A 20918-nucleotide genomic window follows, 5' to 3' on the forward strand; every position below is an offset into this window, starting at 1 on the left:
TTAAAATTTTTGAATCTTTATGAAATTTGATATGCATCATTTGTATAACGATGAACGGGTAAAGAAAATCATCGCCGCACAGCCGACTGACTATCACATTGATGCTACATGCGTGTTGCATCGCCATGACGGCCGGTGAGCCTGCGCCTTGTTCGCTGCATTGTAGTGCAGGCGACGGCCGCTCGATGAAAAATTGCACCATCAACGCGCAGGCAAGCTCGAATTAAGGCAACGCAGCGCAACGGCTAATTTAATTAGCCCCTTTGGTGAGTGATAATATATTTCCGCTTATCCTTTAATAAAAATAATATTATTAATACGCGGCGCATCCAATGGTCGCGCTATATTATCCAGGCCGGGTCCCAATCAACGCGGCTGCCCACTGCATGCGTCGATACAGACGATTGATGCGCCACACCACCTGTCGCGCACTGACAGTGAAAGCCCCGGTTACCGGGGGTGCCTGTTGACAAGCGCCCGGTTTCACCGCGAGCTGATTAATCGCCCAATTCGATACGTTGGCCAATCTTGAGCGGCTCAAATTGGTGCTGCCGTATTCCGGCCTGGCTCAAGGCCAATGCCAGCTGCTGTGGAGGATCATCCAGCGATTCATCGGCTAATTCAAATACGCCCCAATGAATGGGAATAACCCGAGGCTGTTTTAATTGTTGATACAGTTTTACCGATTGTTGTGGATCCATATGTTGCTCTTGCATGAACCAACGTGGTGCATAGGCGCCAATCGGCAGCGCGGCGACATCGAACGGCCCTAACCGGTCACCGATCTCTGCCAACCGCTCTGAATAGCCGCTGTCGCCAGAGAAATAAAACCGCAGTGACGGATGATGGATCACCCAGCCGCACCACAATGAGCGGTTACGATCCCACAGCGAACGCATGCTCCAATGGCGGGCTGGCGTCGCATGAAATGTCATTTCGCCCACCGACAGGCTATCCCACCAATCCAGCTCCTCTACCCGCGCAAAACGATAGCGGCGAAACCAGTTTTTCAGCCCCAACGGCACAATGAAGGTTGCCTGTGGAAAACGTCGTGCCAGCTGACGCACCGTGCGGCGGTCCAGGTGGTCATAGTGGTTATGCGATATCAGCACCACATCCACCGCGGGCAATTGTCTCACCGTCAACGGCGGCGGGGTACGGCGTTTGGGTCCATAGAAGCTCAGCGGTGAAGCACGCGGTGACAGCACCGGATCGATCAGCACATAGCGCCCGTCCAGACGCAACAATATGCTGGCATGCCCCAACCACCAGATACAATCCTGTTCGCCACCGAGATCGGCTTGCTGCCACCAGTTGGCAGTGAACTGCTGATAGCCGTCGCTCGGTGGCTTTGGCAGACCCTGTTTTTTGCGCTCATCCTGCCAGCGGCGCAGATCGCCCTCCTGACGCTGCGACGGCTCCGGATTGCGAAACCCCTGCGGCGTATGGTGCGCCTTGCTAGCATCATAATAACGATTGGTGTTTTTGTTCATGCTGTTTGAGCAACCTCACACGGAAACCATTCTCACCCTATCAAGTTAGACGTTTTGACGCGTGGAAAACAGTGCTCAGCCGAGCTGACCTTTTCGATTATCGCGTTGTCTGAGTCTCTGTGGGAAAGCAACGGCCGCTAAGAGCCCGTTAAGCATCTCTTAAGAACTTTATGTTTTACTTGTCAGGACAATCAATAAAGGAGGAGTTATGGGCCGTTCTACATCACGCAAATCGCGCGTCCGTTTGGGTCGTATTCGCAGCGCGATGCTGGCGCAAGTCCAGTATTGGAAAATGTACGCGACGATGAAGCTGCGTCGTCTGCGCGTACCGGCGCCATTGGCGGTACTGTTCGCAGCGATGGTGAGTTTTTTTGTTCTGGGGTTGCTGATGCTCAGCGTGGTGGCCATTGACATCGTCACCACCCTGTTCCTGCTGTGCAGGAAGATGCTGGGCCGCGATCGAGCGGACAGCGGCAACGCCTTTATGCCGCGCGGCTAGACCAACAAGGAGGCGCAAGCGCGCCTCCCCATACCGATTTAACGCCTACGCTGCAGCCGATTGCCGGTTTTGCGCCGCGTCAGCGTGAACCCGAGCCACAACAGCCCGATCCATACCGGGATCAGCAACACCGAAATACGGATACCGTCGGTGAGATACATGATGACCAGTATCATCGCCAGAAACGCCAGGCACAGGTAGTTGCCGAAGGGGTACCAAAAAGCCTTGAAATGCGGGATAACGCCCTGCCGATTCTTTGCCGCACGGAACTTCAGGTGCGCCAGACAGATCATCACCCAATTGATCACCAGCGTTGAAACCACCAGCGCCATCAGCAATTCAAACGCCTTGCCGGGCATCACATAGTTGATCAGCACGCCAATCGAGGTCACCAGCGCCGATAACGCGATTGACAATACCGGTACGCCGCGTGGGTTGACGCGCGTCAGCACCTTTGGCGCATTGCCTTGCGTCGCCAGGCCAAACAGCATACGGCTATTGGCATACACCCCGCTGTTATAGACCGACAGGGCCGCCGTCAGCACGACCACATTAAGCAGGGTAGCCACCAGGTTGCTGTTCAGCGCGTGGAAAATCATCACGAACGGGCTGCCGCCCTCCACCACTTTGCCCCAGGGATACAACGACAGCAGCACGGTCAGCGAGCCAATATAGAAAATCAGTATGCGATACACCACCTGATTGGTGGCCTTGGGAATGCTATGGCGCGGATCGGCAGCTTCAGCAGCGGTAATGCCCACCATTTCCAACCCGCCGAACGAAAACATGATCACGGCCATCGCCATGACCAATCCCATGACCCCATGCGGGAAAAACCCACCCTGCGCCCACAGATTGCTGATATCGGCTTCCGGACCACCGCTGCCGCTGGCCAGCAGATAGGCGCCGAACACAATCATGCCCATGATGGCCGCCACCTTGATTATGGCAAACCAGAATTCGGTTTCACCATAGATGCGCACGTTGACCAGATTGATCAGATTGATCAGCACGAAGAACGCTGCGGCCGACGCCCAGGTTGGAATTTCCGGCCACCAGTACTGAATATAGATGCCTACCGCCGTCAGCTCCGCCATACCGACCAGGATAAACATCGCCCAGTAGTTCCAGCCGGACAGGAACCCGGCGAAGTCACCCCAGTATTTATAGGCAAAGTGGCTGAATGAACCGGCAACCGGCTCTTCCACCACCATCTCCCCCAACTGACGCATGATCAAAAAGGCAATAAAGCCGCCAATAGCATAACCCAGCAATACCGAAGGTCCCGCCATTTTAATGGTCTGGGCAATGCCGAGAAATAGCCCGGTGCCAATGGCGCCTCCCAGGGCGATAAGTTGTATATGTCTGTTTTTCAAGCCGCGTTTTAGCGGGGTATCCTGCTGCTGGTCGCCCATCTTGTCCTCGTATGGCAAAAGGCCTTGCCATTACTGCACAAGATTTCGCCAATCAAAAAATGTATCTGCGGGCGGCTTTTTAACACTTAACCCCGCGAGCATCAAGGATTAGCACCGGGCAGGCTATGCTCCCGGCGCAGGCATGGGCAGGAATTGCTGAAACGTTGGGCGGCTATCGACCAGGCAGGTCGCACAGTTTACTCAGATTACGGGCACCGATCATCAGGGTTGCCACATAAGACTGGCGGCGGGTCACCACTTCAACCGCCACTCGGTCATTTTGATATTTGACCAGATAGGTCGAGGGCCAGCCCTGACGGCGCTGACCGAAACTTTCGGCGTGACGGTCAATTGCCGCATGGGCAACCACCAGATGAGACAGGTTTTTATCACCTTTGATAATGCGCTTCATAAACAGGCTCCGCCAAAGACAGTTCCGTTGTCAGATTATGGAAAACATTAATCGATCATCAGTAATGGAGACTTAACGCGAGGTTTCCTGATTTTGCTGACTGAGCAGAAAACAGATCATCGCCGCACGCAACGGACTGCTGCTGTCGGCCAGCCATTCACCACGCGGAGAGGAGATCCGCGCTTGCCATTGCGGGCTGTCGCCGTGGCTATCGGGGTTCAGACTGATTTTATTGGCGCAGATAATCGGCCAGGCATCGGAGGGATTCTTGCAATAATCTTTACCCTTAACGCCGCCGTACGGGTACCATTTGTCCGGATTTTCTCCGGTAATCAGGGCAATACTGCGGTTCACTTCGGCGTCGCTTTCTTCATACCATTTAATCATCAGCTCTATCCATCTTTCGTTATGTTCGCGCTACATTACGATGCCAATACGACAGTTTTATGACGGCCAGAGCGGTTTTTGTATTATCTTCACTAATGTTTTATCGCGTTACCTTTACCCATCGTTCGATTACACTGCGTCTTTATGGTTGCCATTCTGGAGTCCCCATGCTTAGCGGTCTTAATCATCTGACGCTCGCGGTGCGCGACGTGGAACGCAGTCTCGAATTTTACCGGCAAACGTTGGGCTTTCACCTGCATGCGCGCTGGCAGCAAGGTGCCTATCTCACGCTGGGGGAGCTATGGTTGTGCCTGTCGCTAGATGATACGCGTGCAGCCTGCGCGCCGCGCGACTACACCCATTATGCGTTCAGCATTACTTCGGCAGACTTTCCTGCGATGGTCGAACGCCTGCAACAGGCCGGCGTTCGCCAGTGGAAAAGCAACCGTAGCGAAGGTGAATCACTGTATTTTCTCGATCCGGACGGACACCAACTGGAAATTCATAGCGGCGATTTGGCCAGCCGCCTGGCGGCCTGCCGAGCCGCGCCGTATCAGGGAATGGCGTTTTCTGAAGACCTGAAGTGAGAAGCCGCACGCGCGATAACCTGCCAATCCGTGGCTCTCTCACGGTAGCGGAACCTGATTAGCGTTCGGGAATAAATCCTTTGAAATCCAACGCCGGGTTGAGATCGTCATCATCGTCCAACGGCGTCTGGTCACCGCGAGCGTTGCCAACCAGGCGTTGCAGCAATGCGGTTTGCTGGCGCTGCTGATCGGCGATTTCCTGCAACAGGCGCACCTGTTCGTTGGCACGCACGCTGGCGCGATTGATCAAAAACCATACCCACAGCCCCACCAGCAGCGCAATCGGCACCATCACCAGTGCCAGCAGCCCCGACGAGCCAAAAACTGAATCTAACATGAACTATCCTACTCACTGCCAAAACGGGTATCCATCTTAACACTGCAAAGATGGGCGCGAACATCCTTGTCTCTGATTGCGCCATCTTCTACGTCACCACGGAACAAAGCGCGTGATCGAACAGATCCCCAACGCAAAGCTCTCGCCCTGATCGCAATAACTGTCGAGAGCAAGCAGATAAAAAATCAGGCATGCCACCACGGTCGCAACGATCACCAGGATTTTGTTTCGCAACAAACTTAGCAGCCTCATTGTTACCTTGTTAACCGAACCACAGATTATCACACGAAACTTAAACAAACTTTAACCGGTCGTTTAGATTTCTGTCCGCGACGTCGTTTTCAGAATAATGGCGTTGCTCAGGGTGACGCATCATGGCTAGAGTGCAGCAACAGGATGCTACGAGGGAATAGAATGGGTAAGTTAATCAAATTGGTAGTGGCGGTCGCCGTGGCGTATGGCGTGCTGCTTTTTTCAGGTTACGGCGTATTGATTGGCAGTAATCAAAACGTTGGCGGGTTGGGATTGCAGTGCCAATATCTGACGGCACGCAACGTGGTGACGGCGCAGTATATTCATGGTGACAATGGCGTTATCGGTGTTTCTGACTGCCCGCTGTTCAAAAAGATTGAAACGGTGGTGGATTAACCGCACCACCGTCTGGCCGCCGGCGACGGCGGCCTCGCTTAATCGCGGCTGAACTTCAGCTCGATCAGCGCTATCGCTTTTTCAATTGCCCGCTTGGTGATCGGATCGGCACCCGCAGGATGCGTTGAAAAATCAATATTCTTCAGTTGGCTGGCCATTTTGTCTCGCACCTCGGTCGGCGCAATTACATCAATAACATCCAGAATCTGTTTTATCACCAGTTGGCAGGCCACCAGATCGGAAACCAGTTCCTGATCGTTGCTTAATGCATTGGACATAATCATTTCCTCTTTATTCAAACGCCGCACAGAATATCACGCCGTCAGACGCTTTGCCGCTTGCTAACGGCGATCGCGCTGAATTTACGGCGCTATTGGGCATGGGAGGTTAAAACCAGCAGCACATTTGGCCTATACTGGTGTTAACCCCAGCCAAAACCGCACAGGAGATGAGTTATGGCCAATCACAACGTTAAATCTTGGGCGACGGTACGTGAAACCTCCGTCGAGATAGCCGAGGCGATTTTTGAACTTGCCGGGAACGATGAAGCGCTGGCGCAGAAAATCTGGGAGGAAGGCAGTGACGAAGCGCTGCAAATGGCCTTTGCCAAAACCGAGGCCGACCGGCTGTATTGGGGCGAAGAAATGGTAGAACGCAAAAACGTCTAAGCAGCAGGACAACAAAAAGCCCGGGTACCAAACCCTGGCTTTTTCGCCGATGCTTCAATGCGCAATGGATACCGCTCTCACTGGTCTTCACCTCCCGCACTTTCCGCGTTATTCACCCTCATCGCCGGGACGGCCATAAACACGGCAACCCCCACGACGACAACCAGAGTAATAATCACTGTCATTAACATGCGATCACCTCATCAACGTCAAGTTGCTACGGCGGATTCTCGGTCGTTTGTGTGTTGTACGGCTTGAATGCCCTGATGTTAGCGGCAGTATGCAGATTAGCCGTTTTGACCTGCGGCTGACAAGCTGCCTGATAGATTAAAATTCACAGCCGCGCGGTGGTTTTTGTCGAAGACGGCAAGTTGTGTATACTTCGCTTATGTCGTTCTCACACAGATGCACTGATGATACAACAACATCACCTCTCATTGGTCTGCGCCCTCAGCAAATGGGTTGAAACTCATCTCGGACGCGTGATCCATCTGGAAGAGCTGGCCGAGTATTCCGGTTACTCCCTCTGGCACATGCAGAAGTTATTCAAGGAAGCGACAGGGATCTCGCTCGGCAAATACATTCGCGAACGCCGGCTGGCGGGCGCGGTTTACCAATTGCGCAGTAGCGATGCCACGATTTTTGACATCGCACTGGATTTTGGCTTTGGCTCGCAGTCCCACTTTACTTATATGTTCCGCAAGCGTTTCAACATAACGCCTTATGATTTCCGCCAGGATCTAAGCGTAGATTTGCATATCGACCCGCCGCTGCACGTCATCCATCAAAAGCTGGCCTAGTCACTCCCTATAGCCGTGGACGGCTCAATGCGCGGCCAGCACCGCCAGCATGGCAATCAACGCCGGCAGGCCCTGCACCCACAGGATTTTGCGGTTGGCGGTCAGCCCACCATACAGCCCGGCGATCAGCACACACCCCAGGAAAAACAGCTGCCATACCGGCTGCGACAGCCACCAACTCCAGGTCAGCCCGGCGGCGAGAAAGCCGTTATACAGCCCCTGGTTGGCCGCCAGCGTACGCGTTGCGCTGGCAAATTCCCGCGTAGTACCAAACGCGCGCATACCGACAGGATGCTGCCAGAGGAACATTTCCAGCAGCAGAATATAAATATGCAGCGCAGCGACGGCGAGCAGCAAGATATCAGCGATAATTACCATTATTTTTTATGTGGCTAATAGCAATGAAAGGTAATTAAGTATATACCGTAACCGACATTGGCCAATTACGCGGTATAAAAAAACCCGCGATGCGGGTTTTTAGAGTGGCCTAGGTTTAAGGTTAGATGAAAGCAACGAACAACAGGGCTGCTATTGAGACCCAAAACGCCGCCGTTGCAATAACAACATGGGATAATCTTGCACGATAGAGTATTTGGCTCATGATGACCTCTCTTGCTTCTTACTAACGGGAGTTGCAGTATTCCTATAGGAAAGATATTAACTTTTACCTGCCATTAATAATTTGCTTTGGATCACTTTTTTTTATTGAAGCTATATTCGATCAAAAACATGGAATTTTGATCACATTAATTAAACCTTGATAGAGCAATTTTTATAAAAAAGGACAAATGATATAGCCTTCAGGTATCAATCTACCCGCCAGGGCAGGTCTGGCGCGGTCATCCGCGGCCCGGCATAGCCTTTGACCTGCGGAAAACGCGCGTTTCCTTGTTGCCAATCTCGCTGTGCCGCCGCGATCTCCTGCTTGCTATGAGCAACAAAATTCCACCAGATGGTTATCGGTTGTTTAATCGGCTCGCCGCCAATCAATAACGCCTTACTGCCCTTTTCCGCCGTTAAGCGCAGCTTGTTAAGATTCATTCCCAAATAGGCAAATTCACCCGATGAAATTTTTTCATCATTAACCTCAAATGCACCAATAAGGGGCAAAAGACCTGTTTCAAAATCGCTGCGTAATGGTAATTCCAAATGACCGTCGGCGTCCCATTGTAAGTCCAGTGCGATAAGCGGTGAGACGGTAAATACCGGCGAACGATATTGCTCAAATTGGCCAATGAGTAATGTCTGGGTTACCGCGCCCTTTTTCCAACGCGGCAGATCGGGGTAATGGTCAAAACGCGGAGCCATTTGCGCATGTTCTGCCGGTAAAGCAATCCATAACTGCGCAGCGTGCAATTGGCGAGGGTGACCGGTGGTCTGTTCGGTATGGGCAATGCCATGGCCGGCGGTCATCAGATTAACCTGGCCAGGGCGGATAATCTGCTCGCTGCCGAGGCTATCGCGATGCAGCACTTCGCCTTCGATCATCCAGGTGAACGTTTGCAGGCCAATATGCGGGTGTGGCCCGACATCCATACCTTCAGAGGAGCCATTGAACACCGCCGGCCCGGCATGATCGAGAAAACACCAGGCACCGACCGTACGACGTTCGCGGGTCGGCAAGGCGCGTTGAATGGCAATGCCGCCAACGTCGGCATGACGCACCGCAATGCGTTGCATCGAATGGCGACCGGAACACGCAGAGGAAGAGCTATCGAACGAATCAGGATCATGCATACAAACGCCTCCAGACGATGAATTTAACCCACCTGTGCCCAGCTTAGCACAGCAGCGGCAAGGGGGTTCATCGCCACGAAGGCGGAGCGTCGCGCTAAGGCGTCTTGAAGTAGCAGTTTTTGGTATCGACGGGATCGTTGGCGTGTTTGAGATCGGAAAGATAGGTTACGCCAAACAGTACCGATACCACCAGCAACGCCGAAACCAGCAGGCCGATGATGGCAATCAGTTTGGTTTCATGGTGGAGATTATGCTCCATTGTCTCTCCTGTTGTTAAAGGGTCACATCAGCCACAACGTGACCGCAAGCGTAAAGAATAGCAACGAACCTGACGCGATCGCCAACACCAAAATGGCGAACTGTGCATCACCGAGGGTTTCACGGTATTTTTTATCGTGCGAGGTATTACGCTGTTCTTTCACAAAATCTGTCTTAGTTCATCAGGTCTGAAAGTTGCCGTACTGGATGATTACCGCCGTGGCGCAACGGACTGAAGATTCTGCAGAAACAACCATTCAAACCTCGAATGTCGCTGACGCTATCAACTTTCACACATAGGGTCAACATCAGGCTGGCCGGAGAACCGGTGCCAGTATAAAACATTCATAAGTATTATGAAAAACAAACTGAAATTAGCATGACTTATATTCGACAATAAAAAAGGCCCGGTAACACACCGGGCCTCCGTCAGAAAGGGGACATTACTGCGGTATACGCAATACCTGCCCTGGGTAGATTTTATCCGGGCTGGACAGCATCGGCTTGTTAGCCTCGAAAATCTTGTTGTACTGATTGGCGTCGCCATACACTTGTTTGGAAATGGCGCTCAGCGTATCGCCCTTTTTCACGGTATGGAATTTGCTCTCGGTACCGCCCTGTGCGACGGTGACTTTATCTTCAACGCCGCTGATGCCGGCAACGTTGCCGACCGCGACCAGAATCTTCTCTTTCAGCTCCTGGCTGATGCCGTCGCCAGTGACGACCGCTTTGCCGTCAACCACCTGCACATCCACTTTATCGGTGTCTGGCAAACCGCTGTTGTTGAGGTGCTCTTTCAATTTGGCGCTTTGCTCGGCAGCATTCGCATTGCCAGCCACTGCGTCCCACAGTTTTTCGCCCGCTTCTTTGACGAAGTTAAACAATCCCATATTCACTCCCGTTTGATGCTTGTCTATGAAAGGTAACCACTTGTGTTGATAAGTCCTGTTAAGCTTAGCAGCGTCAGACAGATATTCAATTGGTCAGCACAATTGAGTCGTTACCGTCTGGCAAAACTGTCACGCTCGCTTGCCGCTGCGCAGCCAAAAGAAGATTAACGCGGAAAATCGTGCCAGAATGGTTACACTGAGCGGGCAAGCAATGGCCGTGGAGGATGCTGATTTTATGTATGCACTGGTGATGTTTGTTTGTTATCTGGACGGAGGCTGCGTCGATATCATGGTGGACATCCTGCGCGATGAACAACAATGTCTGGTGGCGATGAAGGAACAGAATCTCCGTCACGCCGGTTGCTATCCGGTAGAAGATTTTATCGATGGTTTCTGGCTCCCTGCCAGTGAATATGCGCCGTTCTGATACCGTCAGGGCGCTAATACGCTGCTGTTCGCCGGTGATAACAAACAGGCAGGGCTCGCGCCCTGCCTGGTGCTCCCTCTTCCCGACACAGGACAGAGAGTAATCGACCCGTCGATTAGAAACGGTAGGTCAGGCTGACGGCCACGATGTCGTCATTGCTCAGTTTCAGCTTGTTATCGTCGCTCAACTGGTTGATCTGATAATCAACATAGGTGTACATGTTTTTATTGAAGTAATAGGTGGCGCCGATATCAACGTATTTCACCAGATCGGCATCGCCGATACCTTCGATATCTTTACCCTTCGACTGTACATACCCCAATGACGGACGCAGACCGTTTTCGAACTGATACTGCGCAACCAGCTCAAAGTTCTGCGTTTTATTGGCAAAACCTTTCACGCTGTCGACGGTGATTGGCGTCATGTTGCGCGTTTCGGCGTACATGGCGGCCAGATAAACCTGGTTCGCATCGTATTTAACCGCGGTGGTCCAGGCGCTGGCACTGTCGCCTTTGCCATAGGTAGCCTGCTTTTGAGCGCTGGTACGGTTGGAATCAGAATACGCCGCAGCGAAGCCAATGCCGCTACCGCCGATGTCCTGATAGTCCAGTGACAGACCGTAACCGTCGCCGTTCTGACGCGTCAGCTCGCGGCCTTCGTTTTTGCCCTGATACTGAATTGCAATATTCAGCCCCTCAACCAGACCAAAGAAGTCACGGTTGCGGTAAGTCGCCAAACCGGTGGAACGGCCGGTCATAAAGTTGTCGGTGTTGCTGTAAGAGTCACCGCCGAATTCCGGCAGCATATCGGTATAGGCTTCCGCGTCGTAGACCACACCGTAGTTGCGGCCATAGTCAAAGGAGCCGTAATCGCCAAATTTCAGGCCGGCAAAGCCCAGGCGCGTTTTGGTGTTCGCCGTTGCATCTGCGCCTTCCGAGTTGTTTGCCTGAATGTTGTACTCCCACTGGCCAAACCCGGTCAGGCTATCGTTGATCTGGGTTTCCCCTTTGAAGCCTAAACGCACGTAGGATTTGTCGCCGTCGGACGTGCTGTTGTGGACAAAGTAATGTTTGGCATTCACTCGGCCATAAAGATCGAGTTTATTGCCATCCTTATTATAAATTTCTGCCGCGTTGGCAAAAGAGGAGATTGCGCCAAGCGCTACCGCCAAAGCTAATACACTGCGTTTCATCATTTATTTTCCTAGATATTTTAATTAAAGCCTGCCCATCACGCCCAATTTATCTTTTGGGCTGTGACCTTTATCATTTAATGTTTATGAGCGCCCCTAATAAAGGGCCATGTGACATTAGCATCATGAATCCAAAGTGCAAATAAAAAAGTTCAGAAAACAACGTGGAGAATCCATGCTTAATTGTAACAAAATGATTCAGAAAAACACCCACACAACCCATTGATTTGGTTTATCTTATAAGGAAATTCTTATCACCAATAAGGTGCATTGCACCAAACAAGTGCAATGGAATTCTTTATCGTCGATTTATTGAGCAGTTGAAAGTTAACATGAAAATTAGCATGGTTATTAATAACGTTATTTATTTCACATTTTTAACTTACTAAAGTGATTTACCTGCTTTGGTGGGCCAAAGATGAATTGTTACGCTTATTAGCGGCAGATCCACACTGGAAGTATTGATAAAATAAAATATAAGGCGTCGTTTTATCGATAATAAAAATGCTTTAACGATAAACAGCGCTATTGGTTTTACCCTGGAGTCAGGCAGGCTGAACCGCCGCGGCAATATCGGCGGTTACAGAGAACAGATTAAAATAAACAATCGCGGGGAACTTCGCTCAGCAGCATACCGGCACGCAGGCCAACGGCTACCTGGGGGTTGGGGAATAATATCCATTGCTGCGCATGTTGCACACGGTATTGCTCCCCCGCCTGTTCACACACCAGCGTTCCCTGCGGCAAAACGGTAAAATTGGCGGTATCGTCAGCCAAATGCAGCCGGAAATCTTCGCTGCGTTTGATCAGCGATTTTTCAACCTGGAAAATACGCATTGCCGCACCGCTGCGCGCAGGCAACGCTTCACCGCTGACCAGACTCTGCAAGGCGCGGTTAATGGCGGAAAACTGCTGTAAATCGTTGTCGCCAAACGGCCGTGCCTTGCCCAGCTCCAGCGTGCAACTGGCCGCCGTCGCCTGTTCGCTGGAAAAGTGGCTGAAGGTGCCGCCCGGCGCCCGGTGTATCACCAGTGCATCCAGTTCGGCGGCGTCCAGCAGCGCCAACTGCGACGGGTCGTATGGCCGCTGCTGAAACGGCAGAATGCCAAAGCGCGGCAAGCATGACTCGCGTATGGCGGTATGCAGATCGTAATGAGCGCGCGCTGCCGATTCCTGCTCGAAGAACTCGACCACCCGTTGCTCCAGTTGCAAGGCGCGTGCCGTTTCGCCACTGGCCGGGAAGTCACGATGACGGCCGCCGAACATGCGGTTCATATCGCTGTGCAGATAACGTTTGCCGGCGCGCATCGCCGCCGGATTCCCCAGGATCACCAAAAGTCGGACTGCCAGACGGCGGCTGCCGGCCAGCAGATCGACAACCAGCTGATTGAGCAGCTCAATCGGTGCCGTTTCATTACCATGAATACCGGCTGACAGCACCACCGCGCGTTGGTAGCCCTGCTGCGGCGTTATTTCCAGCAATCCTTCTCCCAGCCAGCGCCAGCGCAACTGCGCGTTTTCACCCTGCTGGTTGGCGGGCACCTGTCCCGCCAGCGTCAGTGCCAATAGATCCACCCTGCCATCCTCTATTATTGCTGGAACGGGTAAATAGACCCCAGCCCCATGATTGACGTCAATGCATCCAGCGCTTCGCGCCCTTCGCGCAGCAGTTGCGGATCGGCCAAATCGTCGGCGGTCAACCGATCGCGATAGAAGCGATCGACCCAGGCGTTTAACGAGGTGAACAGCGTATCGTTCATCATCACCCGTGGGTTGACTGCCCGCAGCTCATCGCCGTTCAGCGCCACTCGCAGCCGCAAACAGGCCGGGCCACCGCCGTTGCGCATGCTTTCACGCAGATCGAACACCTTGATTTCGTCGATCGGCCCGCCGCCAGCGACCATTTCGTTCAGATATCCCCATACTCCGGGGTGCTGGCGCGACTCTTCCGGCACTACAATCATCATTTTGCCATCGGGTTTAGTCAGTATCTGACTGTTGAATAAATAGGTCGCGACAGCATCCGCCACCGAAACACGTGCCGAGGGCACTTCTATCGCCACCAGCTCCGCGTCCAGCCTGGCCATTTTGCGCCGCAGCTCATCCAATGCCTGCTGCTGATGCAAAAAGGCTTGTTGATGATGGAACAACACCTGCTGATTGCTTACCGCAATCACGTCATTATGGAACACCCCCTGATCGATCACCGCCGGGTGCTGCTGGATGAACACCGTGTGGCGCTCATCCAGTTGATGCAGCCGGGCGATGGCTTCGCTGGCTTCGCGCGTCTGGCGTGCTGGATAGCGCGACGGGCCGACCTCACCGCCGAACTCCTGACGCCCGTATACGAACACCTGCACGCTGCGCTTGCCATAATCGCCCCCCAGTCGGTTATGGTTGGCCGCGCCTTCATCGCCAAACAGCGCCACCTGCGGCAAGGCCGGGTGGTGCATAAAATGGCGATCGTCGTTGAAGATCGCCTGCAGTGCGGCGCGAGTGGTCGGCGCCTCAATGGCGCGGTGGAATTTATTGTTCAGATTGGCGGCGGTGAAATGCACCTTGCCGTCAGCGCTGTCTGCCGACGGTGAAACGGTCGCCGCATTGGCAGTCCACATTGACGAAGCAGAACCCAATGCAGACAGCAGCCGCGGTGAAGTACGCCGTACCTGAGCCAGTACCGCTTCGTCGCTGCCGCTAAACCCCAACCGCCGCAGCGTTGGCAAATGCGGCCGCTCTTGCGGTGGCAACACGCCCTGCTGGAAGCCAAGATCCGCCAGCGCCTTCATTTTCAACAACCCCTGTTTGGCCGCCAGTTTCGGGTTGGATACACGATTCTGATACAGCGTAGAGGCTTCATTACCAAACGATAAACCGGCGTAATGGTGGGTTAACCCCACCAGTCCGTCAAAATTGACTTCATATCCCGCCATGCGGTTCTCCCGGCCGGCAGCAAGCCGGCCCTGACGATTAATTGAACGACAATCCCGGCGACAGACTGGCCGGCAGCGTCAGGCTTTCGCTTTCCAGCGACGCCATCGGCCAGGCGCAGTAATCCGCTGCGTAATAGGCGCTTGGACGATGGTTACCCGAGGCACCGACGCCGCCAAACGGTGCCGCGCTCGACGCCCCGGTCAGCGGCTTGTTCCAGTTGACAATACCGGCACGCGCTTCCAGCAACAGTCGCTCGAACTGCGCCCGCTGCGGTGACACCAGCCCTACCGACAGGCCGTAGCGCGTCTGGTTGGCGATCTGCAATGCCTGATCGAAATCGTCATAGCGAATAAGGGTGGTCAAAGGACCAAAGTACTCTTCGTCGGGTACTCCCGCCACGCCGGTGACATCGATAATGCCGGGGCTAAGCAGCGCACTGCCGCTTTCCAGCTGCCGCATGGTCAGCAGGGCCTTGCCACCCAGTGCGAGCAGCTTCTGCTGCGCCGCCAGCATGTTTTGCGCCGCCGCCGACGAGATCACCCCTCCCATAAACGGCTGGGGTTCGGCATCCCAGCGGCCAATGCGCAATGCGCCAGCCACCTGTACCAACCGTTCGATAAACGCATCGCCCTGCTGACCGCGCTTGACCAGAATACGGCGCGCGCAGGTACAGCGCTGGCCAGCGGAGATAAATGCCGACTGGATCGCCAGATTGACCGCCGCGTCGCGATCGTCGATCTGTTCGACGATCAGCGCGTTATTACCGCCCATCTCCAGCGCCAGTATTTTCTCTGGCTGGCCGGCCAATTGGCGATGCAACTGTTCACCGGTAGCGGCGCTGCCGGTGAACAGCAGACCATCAATGCCCTGACTGGCTGCCAGCGCCTCGCCGGTGGCCCGTCCGCCCTGAACCAGATTGATCACGCCGTTCGGCAGTCCGGCATCGAGCCACAGCCGCAGCGTGACCTCCGCCGTCAATGGCGTCAGTTCGCTCGGTTTGAAGACCACGCTATTGCCCGCCAACAGCGCCGGCACGATATGGCCGTTTGGCAAATGGCCGGGGAAGTTATACGGTCCGAACACCGCCAGTACGCCATGCGGGCGGTGACGCAACGCTGAAGCGCCGTCGGCCATGACGCTTCGACTCTCGCCGGTACGTGCCTGATAGGCCTGTAGCGAAATGGCCACTTTACCGATCATCGCCTGCACCTCGGTCAGCGTTTCCCAACGAGGTTTGCCGGTTTCGCGACTGATGGTTTCTGCCAGACGTGCTTTATTTTCTTCCAACAACGCGGCAAAACGCCGCACCAGCTGTTCACGCTCGGCGAACGGCGTGCGCGCCCAGTCAGGGAAAGCGCTGCGCGCGGCGTCACAGGCATCGGCCACATCCTGGCGGTCAGCGGCGTTGGCCTGCCACAGCGGCTGGCTGTCAATCGGATCGTATTTGCTGAATGCAGCGCCGCGGCCCGGCCGCCATGCGCCATTAATAAGCAGTGCAGGATGTGACATCAGGCGTTCTCCTGTCCAATAAGAGGGGTAACTCGCACCGGGCTGCCTTGTTCGACGCCAAGCGCCGCCGCGGTATCGGCATCAAGATGCAAGCGGCCGTCATACAGATCGGCGGGCATCAGTAGTGCACGGTAATGTTGATAGTTATCGTTGGCCACCAGATACAGCGGCGCATCGGCGCGCATCGGCGTGGTATCAAGCACCACTTTGACCAGTTGGCTGCGTTTGATGGCGCGGATCTCGTCGATCTCCGCCTCCAGCGTCGGCCCGCCGTCGAAAATGTCGACGTAACCCTGATAGCGCAATCCTTCTGCTTCCAGCAGACGCCGCGCCGGCGCGGTCTGCGGATGCACTTCACCAATCACTTTCTGCGCGTCTTCCGCCAGAAAGTCGACGTACAGCGGGTGTTTGGGCATCAGTTCGGCGATAAATGCTTTCTGGCCCGTGCCGCTCAGGTAGTCGGCCTTGGCGAACTCAATCGAAAAGAAGTGCCGGCCAACGCTTTCCCAAAACGGCGAACGGCCGTTTTCATCCGAAAAACCGCGCATTTCGGCGATCACCTTGCGGGAAAAATGCTCACGGAAAGCGGCGATGAACAAAAAGCGCACCTTGGAGAGCAGCTTGCCGTTTTCACCATGCCGGTAATCCGGGTCGAGAAACAGCGTACACAGTTCGGAATGGCCGGTGTGATCGTTACTGAGGAACAGCGTCGGCACAGACTTGTACACCCCAAGCTGCTTCGAGGCATGCACCTGCGTGCCAACGCGAAAGCTGTACCATGGCTCTGTCAGGCCAACCGCCACTTCAATGGCGCTGACGCCGACCACCTGCTGGCGCTCGCTGTCCTCCAGCACAAACAGATAACACTGGTCGCTCGGTGGAAGTTCGCCTTGCCAGGTTTTCAGCGCCCGCTCAATGCGTGCCGACAAGGTGTCTTCATTTTGCGGCAAGGAGGTGAGGCCTATGCCGGATTTACCGGCAAGCGTCAGTAAATCGGCCAGATCGCGACGCTCTATCGGGCGAATAATCATCATAATGCGAACCTCTATGTCATCCGGCGGCGCCCTTGCGAGCGCCACCGTGGTATCAGCTGCAAATACGCGCCACCGCTCGCGCGAAACGCGCCAGCCCCTCGTTGATATCCGCTTCAGGAATGATCAGGGAAGGCGTGAAGCGCACCACATTTGGCCCGGCGATCAACGCGATAACCCCTTCTTCGTTGGCATATTGAGTGATTTGTTTGGCCTTGCCGGCGAAATCCTGGTTGAGTACGCAACCAATCAACAGGCCGCCACCGCGGATCTCCGAGAAAATCGGATAGCGCTGGTTGATGGCATTCAATTGCTCGATAAACCATAAATGGCGCTGCTTGACACCGTTGAGCACCTCGGGCGTATTGATCAGCGACAATACCGCCCCCGCCACCGCAGTTGCCAACGGGTTGCCGCCGTAAGTGGTGCCATGGGTACCGACGCCCAGCGTGCTGGCCAGCGCATCGGTGGTCAGCATTGCGCCAATCGGGAAACCGCCGCCCAGCGCTTTGGCGGTGGTCAGCACGTCGGGCACCACGCCGTATTGCATGTAGGCATACAGATCGCCAGTGCGCCCGACGCCGGTCTGCACTTCGTCGAAGATCAGCAACGCGTTATGGCGGTCACACAGATCTCGCAGCCCCTGCAGGAATGCGCCATCCGCCGGCAGCACGCCGCCCTCCCCTTGAATCGGCTCTACAATCACCGCACAGGTTTGGTCATTGATCGCCTCTGCGGCAGCCGCAAGGTCGTTGTAGGCGGTATGCATAATGCCGCCTGGCAACGGCGCAAAATCCTGAGAATACTTTGGCTGCCCGCCGGCAGAAACGGTGAACAGCGTGCGGCCGTGGAAGGCATTGTTGAACGCCACGATGCGATTTTTTTCGCTACCGTAGTTATCCATCGCATGTTTGCGTGCCAGCTTCAGCGCCGCTTCGTTGGCTTCGGCACCGGAATTACAGAAAAACACCTTTTCTGCAAAGGTGGCGTCGATCAGCTGTTTTGCCAAACGCAGCACCGGTTCGTTGGTATAGCCGTTACCGAGATGCCACAATTTGCCGGCCTGCTCGACCAGCGCTGCCTTCACCACCGGGTGAGCATGCCCCAGCGCATTCACCGCGATACCGCCGGCAAAATCGATATACTGTTTCCCCTGCTGATCCCAGACGTGTGAGCCTTCACCGCGCACCAAAATAAAATCAGCGGGAGCATAAACCGGGATCATCCAGTCATCAAAAGACTGGCGGGTAACTGCGATTGGCTGTTCCATAGTGACCTCATCACTTCAGCAAAGGCTGAATTTTGACTGTAAGGACCGCTCCTGCGCCGTAACGGCGACAATCAGACAAAAAACCGCGTTGCGATCCGCATCGATACACCGATGATAATTCTCCTTACCCACCGGCATTTAGACACAAATCTGTTACATAAATGCGCTTTTCCGCTATATCTGCCGCCTGACAGCCCCAGAGACGGGGAATAAATGTTAACGGGTAGTTAAAATACATGCCGTTTGATAAAGAGTGTAGAGCAGCTATCGTGCCAACGCGGGATTTGGGAGCCATTTCTCATTTTTTTTCGTTAAAACAACAAGTTATATTGCATAAGTATTCATTTTTTATGCATTCATAATGAATAAACGCAAAAATAGCGCCTAAAATCATCATTGGCGGCGAAATACTATTCATTGACAGAAAGATTCGTTTTTTCTGATCGCGCTCGCAAAAAATAATTCGCTTCGCCCGGTAAAAATCATACTTTTGCTCCACCTCGGTGCAGCCGCGCGCTATTGCAGTGCGCAACGACGTTTGTCCGACGCGCGCATCCTTCGTCTATATGTGCACAGCGTGCCGATACCCGGCTGTTGGCGCCTGCCAGCGACCCTTGAGGGAGGAAACGATGTCCAAACAAGCGCTGCCAGTACAGGCTCACGTCGACCGCGAGGTGGCGGCCTTTTTACAAACCCTGCATGACGGCAGCGTCAGGCCCATTGACCCTCTCAAGCCAAAAGAGGCAAGTAACTCGCTGGAGGAACTGCAAAAAGCGTCGAGGCTCCGCAACGCCTGGAGGAAATCAGTGAAAAAACGCAGCAGGCCACCGGAGAGGCATGGGAATTTTATCTACGCTGAGCTGGCTGACTGCGGTTTCAATGCGCGGATCAGCGAGGCCAGCGTAGCGATCGCCGCATCCAGCCTGTCGTTCCATTCGAACGAGGCGTTAAGACGAAAACAGTGGTTAAAGTGGTTGCCGGTAGTAAACATTCGCCCAGGCGCGATGCTGACGCCCAACGCCAACGCCCGCTGATACAGTTCCATCGCCGACAGCGAAGGCTCCAGCTCCAACCAGAGAAAATAGCCGCCGTCCGGCTGGCTGACTTTGACCGTCGGCGGAAAATGCTGGGCGATGGCCTGCCGCATGGCGCTTTGACGCTGCGCCAGCAGCCGACGCAGGCGCCGCAGATGGGTATCGTAGCCCCCATGCAGCAGATAGTCGGCGATGGCCAACTGGGTCGGCACGCTGGCCGACACGGTGCTCATCAGTTGCAAGCGCTGAATCTGCGGCGCGTGCTGCCCCGCAGCAACCCAGCCCACGCGGAACCCTGGCGCCAGGCATTTGGAAAACGACGAACAGTGTAAAATGTGCCCGTCGCTATCCAGCGCCTTGGCCGGCAATGGCCGTTCGGCGCTGAAATACAGTTCGCCGTAGACGTCGTCCTCAATCAGTGCAATCTGCCGCTGGCGCAGCATGGTCACCAGTCGCTGTTTGTTGACTTCCGGCATACTGGCGCCCTGCGGATTCTGGAAATGGGTCATCAACCAACAAGCCTTGATCGGGTATTGCGTCAACGCCTGCTCAAGCGAGGCCAAATCAATGCCGTACTGCGGATGCGTGGCAATCGCCACCGCCTTCAGCCGCAGCCGTTCCAGCGCCTGCAGCGCGCCGTAGAACGCCGGCGACTCGATCGCCACATAATCGCCCGGCTGCGTCACCGCCTGCAAACTGAGGCTCAGCGACTCCATGGCACCGGCGGTAATCACGATTTCGTCCGGCGCTACCTGCATACCGCTCAAGGCATAGCGCTGAGCGATATTGCGCCGCAGCGCATCATTGCCCGGCGGCAGGTTGGCCAGCGAGCTGTGCGGGGTAAACTTGCGCGCAACGCTGCTCAACGCGCGCGCCAGTTTGGGTTGTACAAACAGCGTGGCGTCGGGGAAAGCCGAACCGAATGGCACGATATCAGGATCCTTGCACGCCTGCAGCACGTCGAAAATAAAGGCGTTGATATCAACCTGTTCACTCAACAGCAGTTTTTCGCCACGTTCGGCCTGCGGCAACGGCTGTGGTCGCGCTGCCACATAATAGCCCGACTGCGGTCGCGCCACGATCCATCCCTGACTTTCCAGTAGTTGATAAGACTGTACTACCGTCATCAAACTCAGACCGGCACGTTTACCACTCTCACGCAACGACGGCAATTTGTCACCGGCGCGCCATACCCGATTCTGGATCTGCTCGCGGATCTGCTGCGCCAGTTGTTCATATCTTGTCATATCGCGCCACTCACTAACTGTTATAGGGAAAAGTGAAATAACTGTCACTATTATAGTTACTGTACTCCATGCTTAACTTGGCGCCAAGCTTTCCCCATTAGAATTAACGCTATACTGAAGAGGTCAAATTATGTCCAAACCAAGGG

The 20918-nt window shown here is 54.5% G+C and carries 25 protein-coding genes; 6 read left to right on the forward strand and 19 right to left on the reverse strand.

Features of this window, described 5'->3' with window-relative positions; all coding sequences use genetic code 11:
- Window positions 1-497: 497 nt before the first annotated feature.
- Window positions 498-1493 carry an MBL fold metallo-hydrolase gene (locus AC2AXP_RS08830; protein ID WP_273869944.1) on the reverse strand — a complete coding sequence of 332 codons (996 nt, stop codon included), beginning with the start codon at window positions 1491-1493 and terminating at the stop codon, window positions 498-500.
- 208 nt (window positions 1494-1701) lie between these two features.
- Between AC2AXP_RS08830 and AC2AXP_RS08835 the strand changes: the two genes are divergently transcribed.
- Complete coding sequence (locus AC2AXP_RS08835; RefSeq protein ID WP_039991997.1) at window positions 1702-1992, forward strand: hypothetical protein; 291 nt, start codon at window positions 1702-1704, stop codon at window positions 1990-1992.
- A 38-nt stretch (window positions 1993-2030) separates the two neighbouring features.
- Here AC2AXP_RS08835 and AC2AXP_RS08840 read toward each other — a convergent pair whose 3' ends face one another.
- The 3 genes from AC2AXP_RS08840 to AC2AXP_RS08850 form a co-directional block, all read right to left on the reverse strand.
- Entirely contained in the window at window positions 2031-3407 is a 1377-nt protein-coding gene (locus AC2AXP_RS08840; RefSeq protein WP_004961799.1) for an amino acid permease, read from the reverse strand.
- A gap of 172 nt (window positions 3408-3579) precedes the next feature.
- Complete coding sequence (locus AC2AXP_RS08845; RefSeq protein WP_004961798.1) at window positions 3580-3819, reverse strand: DUF4060 family protein; 240 nt, start codon at window positions 3817-3819, stop codon at window positions 3580-3582.
- Window positions 3820-3891: 72 nt separating this feature from the next.
- A complete protein-coding gene (locus AC2AXP_RS08850) occupies window positions 3892-4206 on the reverse strand; it encodes a phage protein NinX family protein (RefSeq protein ID WP_004961794.1) in 315 nt (104 codons plus the stop codon).
- A gap of 167 nt (window positions 4207-4373) precedes the next feature.
- Between AC2AXP_RS08850 and fos the strand changes: the two genes are divergently transcribed.
- Complete coding sequence (fos, locus tag AC2AXP_RS08855; protein WP_273869952.1) at window positions 4374-4793, forward strand: fosfomycin resistance glutathione transferase; 420 nt, start codon at window positions 4374-4376, stop codon at window positions 4791-4793.
- A gap of 58 nt (window positions 4794-4851) precedes the next feature.
- On the opposite strand, the gene AC2AXP_RS08860 is transcribed toward fos, so the two are convergent.
- Window positions 4852-5130, reverse strand: a complete 279-nt coding sequence (locus AC2AXP_RS08860; RefSeq protein WP_004961789.1) for a YebO family protein — start codon at window positions 5128-5130, stop codon at window positions 4852-4854.
- Window positions 5131-5223: 93 nt separating this feature from the next.
- Complete coding sequence (gene mgrB, locus AC2AXP_RS08865; RefSeq protein WP_039991996.1) at window positions 5224-5367, reverse strand: PhoP/PhoQ regulatory lipoprotein MgrB; 144 nt, start codon at window positions 5365-5367, stop codon at window positions 5224-5226.
- A 177-nt stretch (window positions 5368-5544) separates the two neighbouring features.
- Between mgrB and AC2AXP_RS08870 the strand changes: the two genes are divergently transcribed.
- On the forward strand, window positions 5545-5778 hold the full coding sequence (locus AC2AXP_RS08870) for a YobH family protein (RefSeq protein WP_004961775.1): 234 nt from the start codon (window positions 5545-5547) through the stop codon (window positions 5776-5778).
- A gap of 38 nt (window positions 5779-5816) precedes the next feature.
- On the opposite strand, the gene AC2AXP_RS08875 is transcribed toward AC2AXP_RS08870, so the two are convergent.
- Complete coding sequence (locus AC2AXP_RS08875) at window positions 5817-6056, reverse strand: DUF2766 family protein (protein ID WP_039991995.1); 240 nt, start codon at window positions 6054-6056, stop codon at window positions 5817-5819.
- Between the two features lie 177 nt (window positions 6057-6233).
- Here AC2AXP_RS08875 and AC2AXP_RS08880 point away from each other — a divergent pair, with 177 nt between their 5' ends.
- Complete coding sequence (locus AC2AXP_RS08880) at window positions 6234-6446, forward strand: YccJ family protein (protein WP_004961770.1); 213 nt, start codon at window positions 6234-6236, stop codon at window positions 6444-6446.
- Between the two features lie 413 nt (window positions 6447-6859).
- Entirely contained in the window at window positions 6860-7246 is a 387-nt protein-coding gene (locus tag AC2AXP_RS08885; protein WP_004961768.1) for a helix-turn-helix domain-containing protein, read from the forward strand.
- Between the two features lie 24 nt (window positions 7247-7270).
- Here the strand turns inward: AC2AXP_RS08885 and AC2AXP_RS08890 are convergent, their stop codons facing one another.
- The 5 genes from AC2AXP_RS08890 to lysM form a co-directional block, all read right to left on the reverse strand.
- Window positions 7271-7618, reverse strand: a complete 348-nt coding sequence (locus AC2AXP_RS08890) for a DUF1304 domain-containing protein (RefSeq protein WP_227745728.1) — start codon at window positions 7616-7618, stop codon at window positions 7271-7273.
- 435 nt (window positions 7619-8053) lie between these two features.
- The gene (locus tag AC2AXP_RS08895) at window positions 8054-8983 is read right to left on the reverse strand and encodes a pirin family protein (RefSeq protein ID WP_484381571.1); all 930 of its coding nucleotides are present in this window, start codon (window positions 8981-8983) and stop codon (window positions 8054-8056) included.
- Between the two features lie 94 nt (window positions 8984-9077).
- Window positions 9078-9242, reverse strand: coding sequence for a hypothetical protein (locus AC2AXP_RS08900; RefSeq protein ID WP_004961762.1), 165 nt, complete (start codon window positions 9240-9242; stop codon window positions 9078-9080).
- Between the two features lie 22 nt (window positions 9243-9264).
- On the reverse strand, window positions 9265-9405 hold the full coding sequence (locus AC2AXP_RS08905) for a hypothetical protein (RefSeq protein ID WP_004961758.1): 141 nt from the start codon (window positions 9403-9405) through the stop codon (window positions 9265-9267).
- Window positions 9406-9684: 279 nt separating this feature from the next.
- Complete coding sequence (gene lysM / locus AC2AXP_RS08910) at window positions 9685-10131, reverse strand: peptidoglycan-binding protein LysM (protein ID WP_004961750.1); 447 nt, start codon at window positions 10129-10131, stop codon at window positions 9685-9687.
- Window positions 10132-10366: 235 nt separating this feature from the next.
- Between lysM and AC2AXP_RS08915 the strand changes: the two genes are divergently transcribed.
- Window positions 10367-10558, forward strand: a complete 192-nt coding sequence (locus AC2AXP_RS08915) for a YdfD/YebW family protein (protein ID WP_039992698.1) — start codon at window positions 10367-10369, stop codon at window positions 10556-10558.
- 115 nt (window positions 10559-10673) lie between these two features.
- Here AC2AXP_RS08915 and AC2AXP_RS08920 read toward each other — a convergent pair whose 3' ends face one another.
- From AC2AXP_RS08920 to AC2AXP_RS08950, 7 genes are all read right to left on the reverse strand, one after another.
- Window positions 10674-11753 (reverse strand): porin OmpC, encoded by a 1080-nt coding sequence (locus AC2AXP_RS08920; RefSeq protein ID WP_004961740.1) that lies wholly within the window; start codon window positions 11751-11753, stop codon window positions 10674-10676.
- A gap of 591 nt (window positions 11754-12344) precedes the next feature.
- The gene (astE, locus tag AC2AXP_RS08925) at window positions 12345-13325 is read right to left on the reverse strand and encodes a succinylglutamate desuccinylase (RefSeq protein ID WP_004961739.1); all 981 of its coding nucleotides are present in this window, start codon (window positions 13323-13325) and stop codon (window positions 12345-12347) included.
- A 14-nt stretch (window positions 13326-13339) separates the two neighbouring features.
- On the reverse strand, window positions 13340-14680 hold the full coding sequence (astB, locus tag AC2AXP_RS08930) for an N-succinylarginine dihydrolase (protein ID WP_449145181.1): 1341 nt from the start codon (window positions 14678-14680) through the stop codon (window positions 13340-13342).
- A gap of 37 nt (window positions 14681-14717) precedes the next feature.
- Window positions 14718-16190 carry a succinylglutamate-semialdehyde dehydrogenase gene (gene astD / locus AC2AXP_RS08935; RefSeq protein ID WP_004961732.1) on the reverse strand — a complete coding sequence of 491 codons (1473 nt, stop codon included), beginning with the start codon at window positions 16188-16190 and terminating at the stop codon, window positions 14718-14720.
- On the reverse strand, window positions 16190-17224 hold the full coding sequence (astA, locus tag AC2AXP_RS08940; protein WP_039991991.1) for an arginine N-succinyltransferase: 1035 nt from the start codon (window positions 17222-17224) through the stop codon (window positions 16190-16192). Before astA ends, astD begins: the two co-directional genes overlap by 1 nt.
- A gap of 52 nt (window positions 17225-17276) precedes the next feature.
- Window positions 17277-18491 (reverse strand): aspartate aminotransferase family protein, encoded by a 1215-nt coding sequence (locus tag AC2AXP_RS08945; RefSeq protein ID WP_004961727.1) that lies wholly within the window; start codon window positions 18489-18491, stop codon window positions 17277-17279.
- Between the two features lie 850 nt (window positions 18492-19341).
- Window positions 19342-20772 carry an aminotransferase-like domain-containing protein gene (locus AC2AXP_RS08950; protein WP_004961720.1) on the reverse strand — a complete coding sequence of 477 codons (1431 nt, stop codon included), beginning with the start codon at window positions 20770-20772 and terminating at the stop codon, window positions 19342-19344.
- Window positions 20773-20918: the final 146 nt, after the last annotated feature.

It is taken from the genome of Serratia sp. Sp408 (assembly GCF_057180665.1).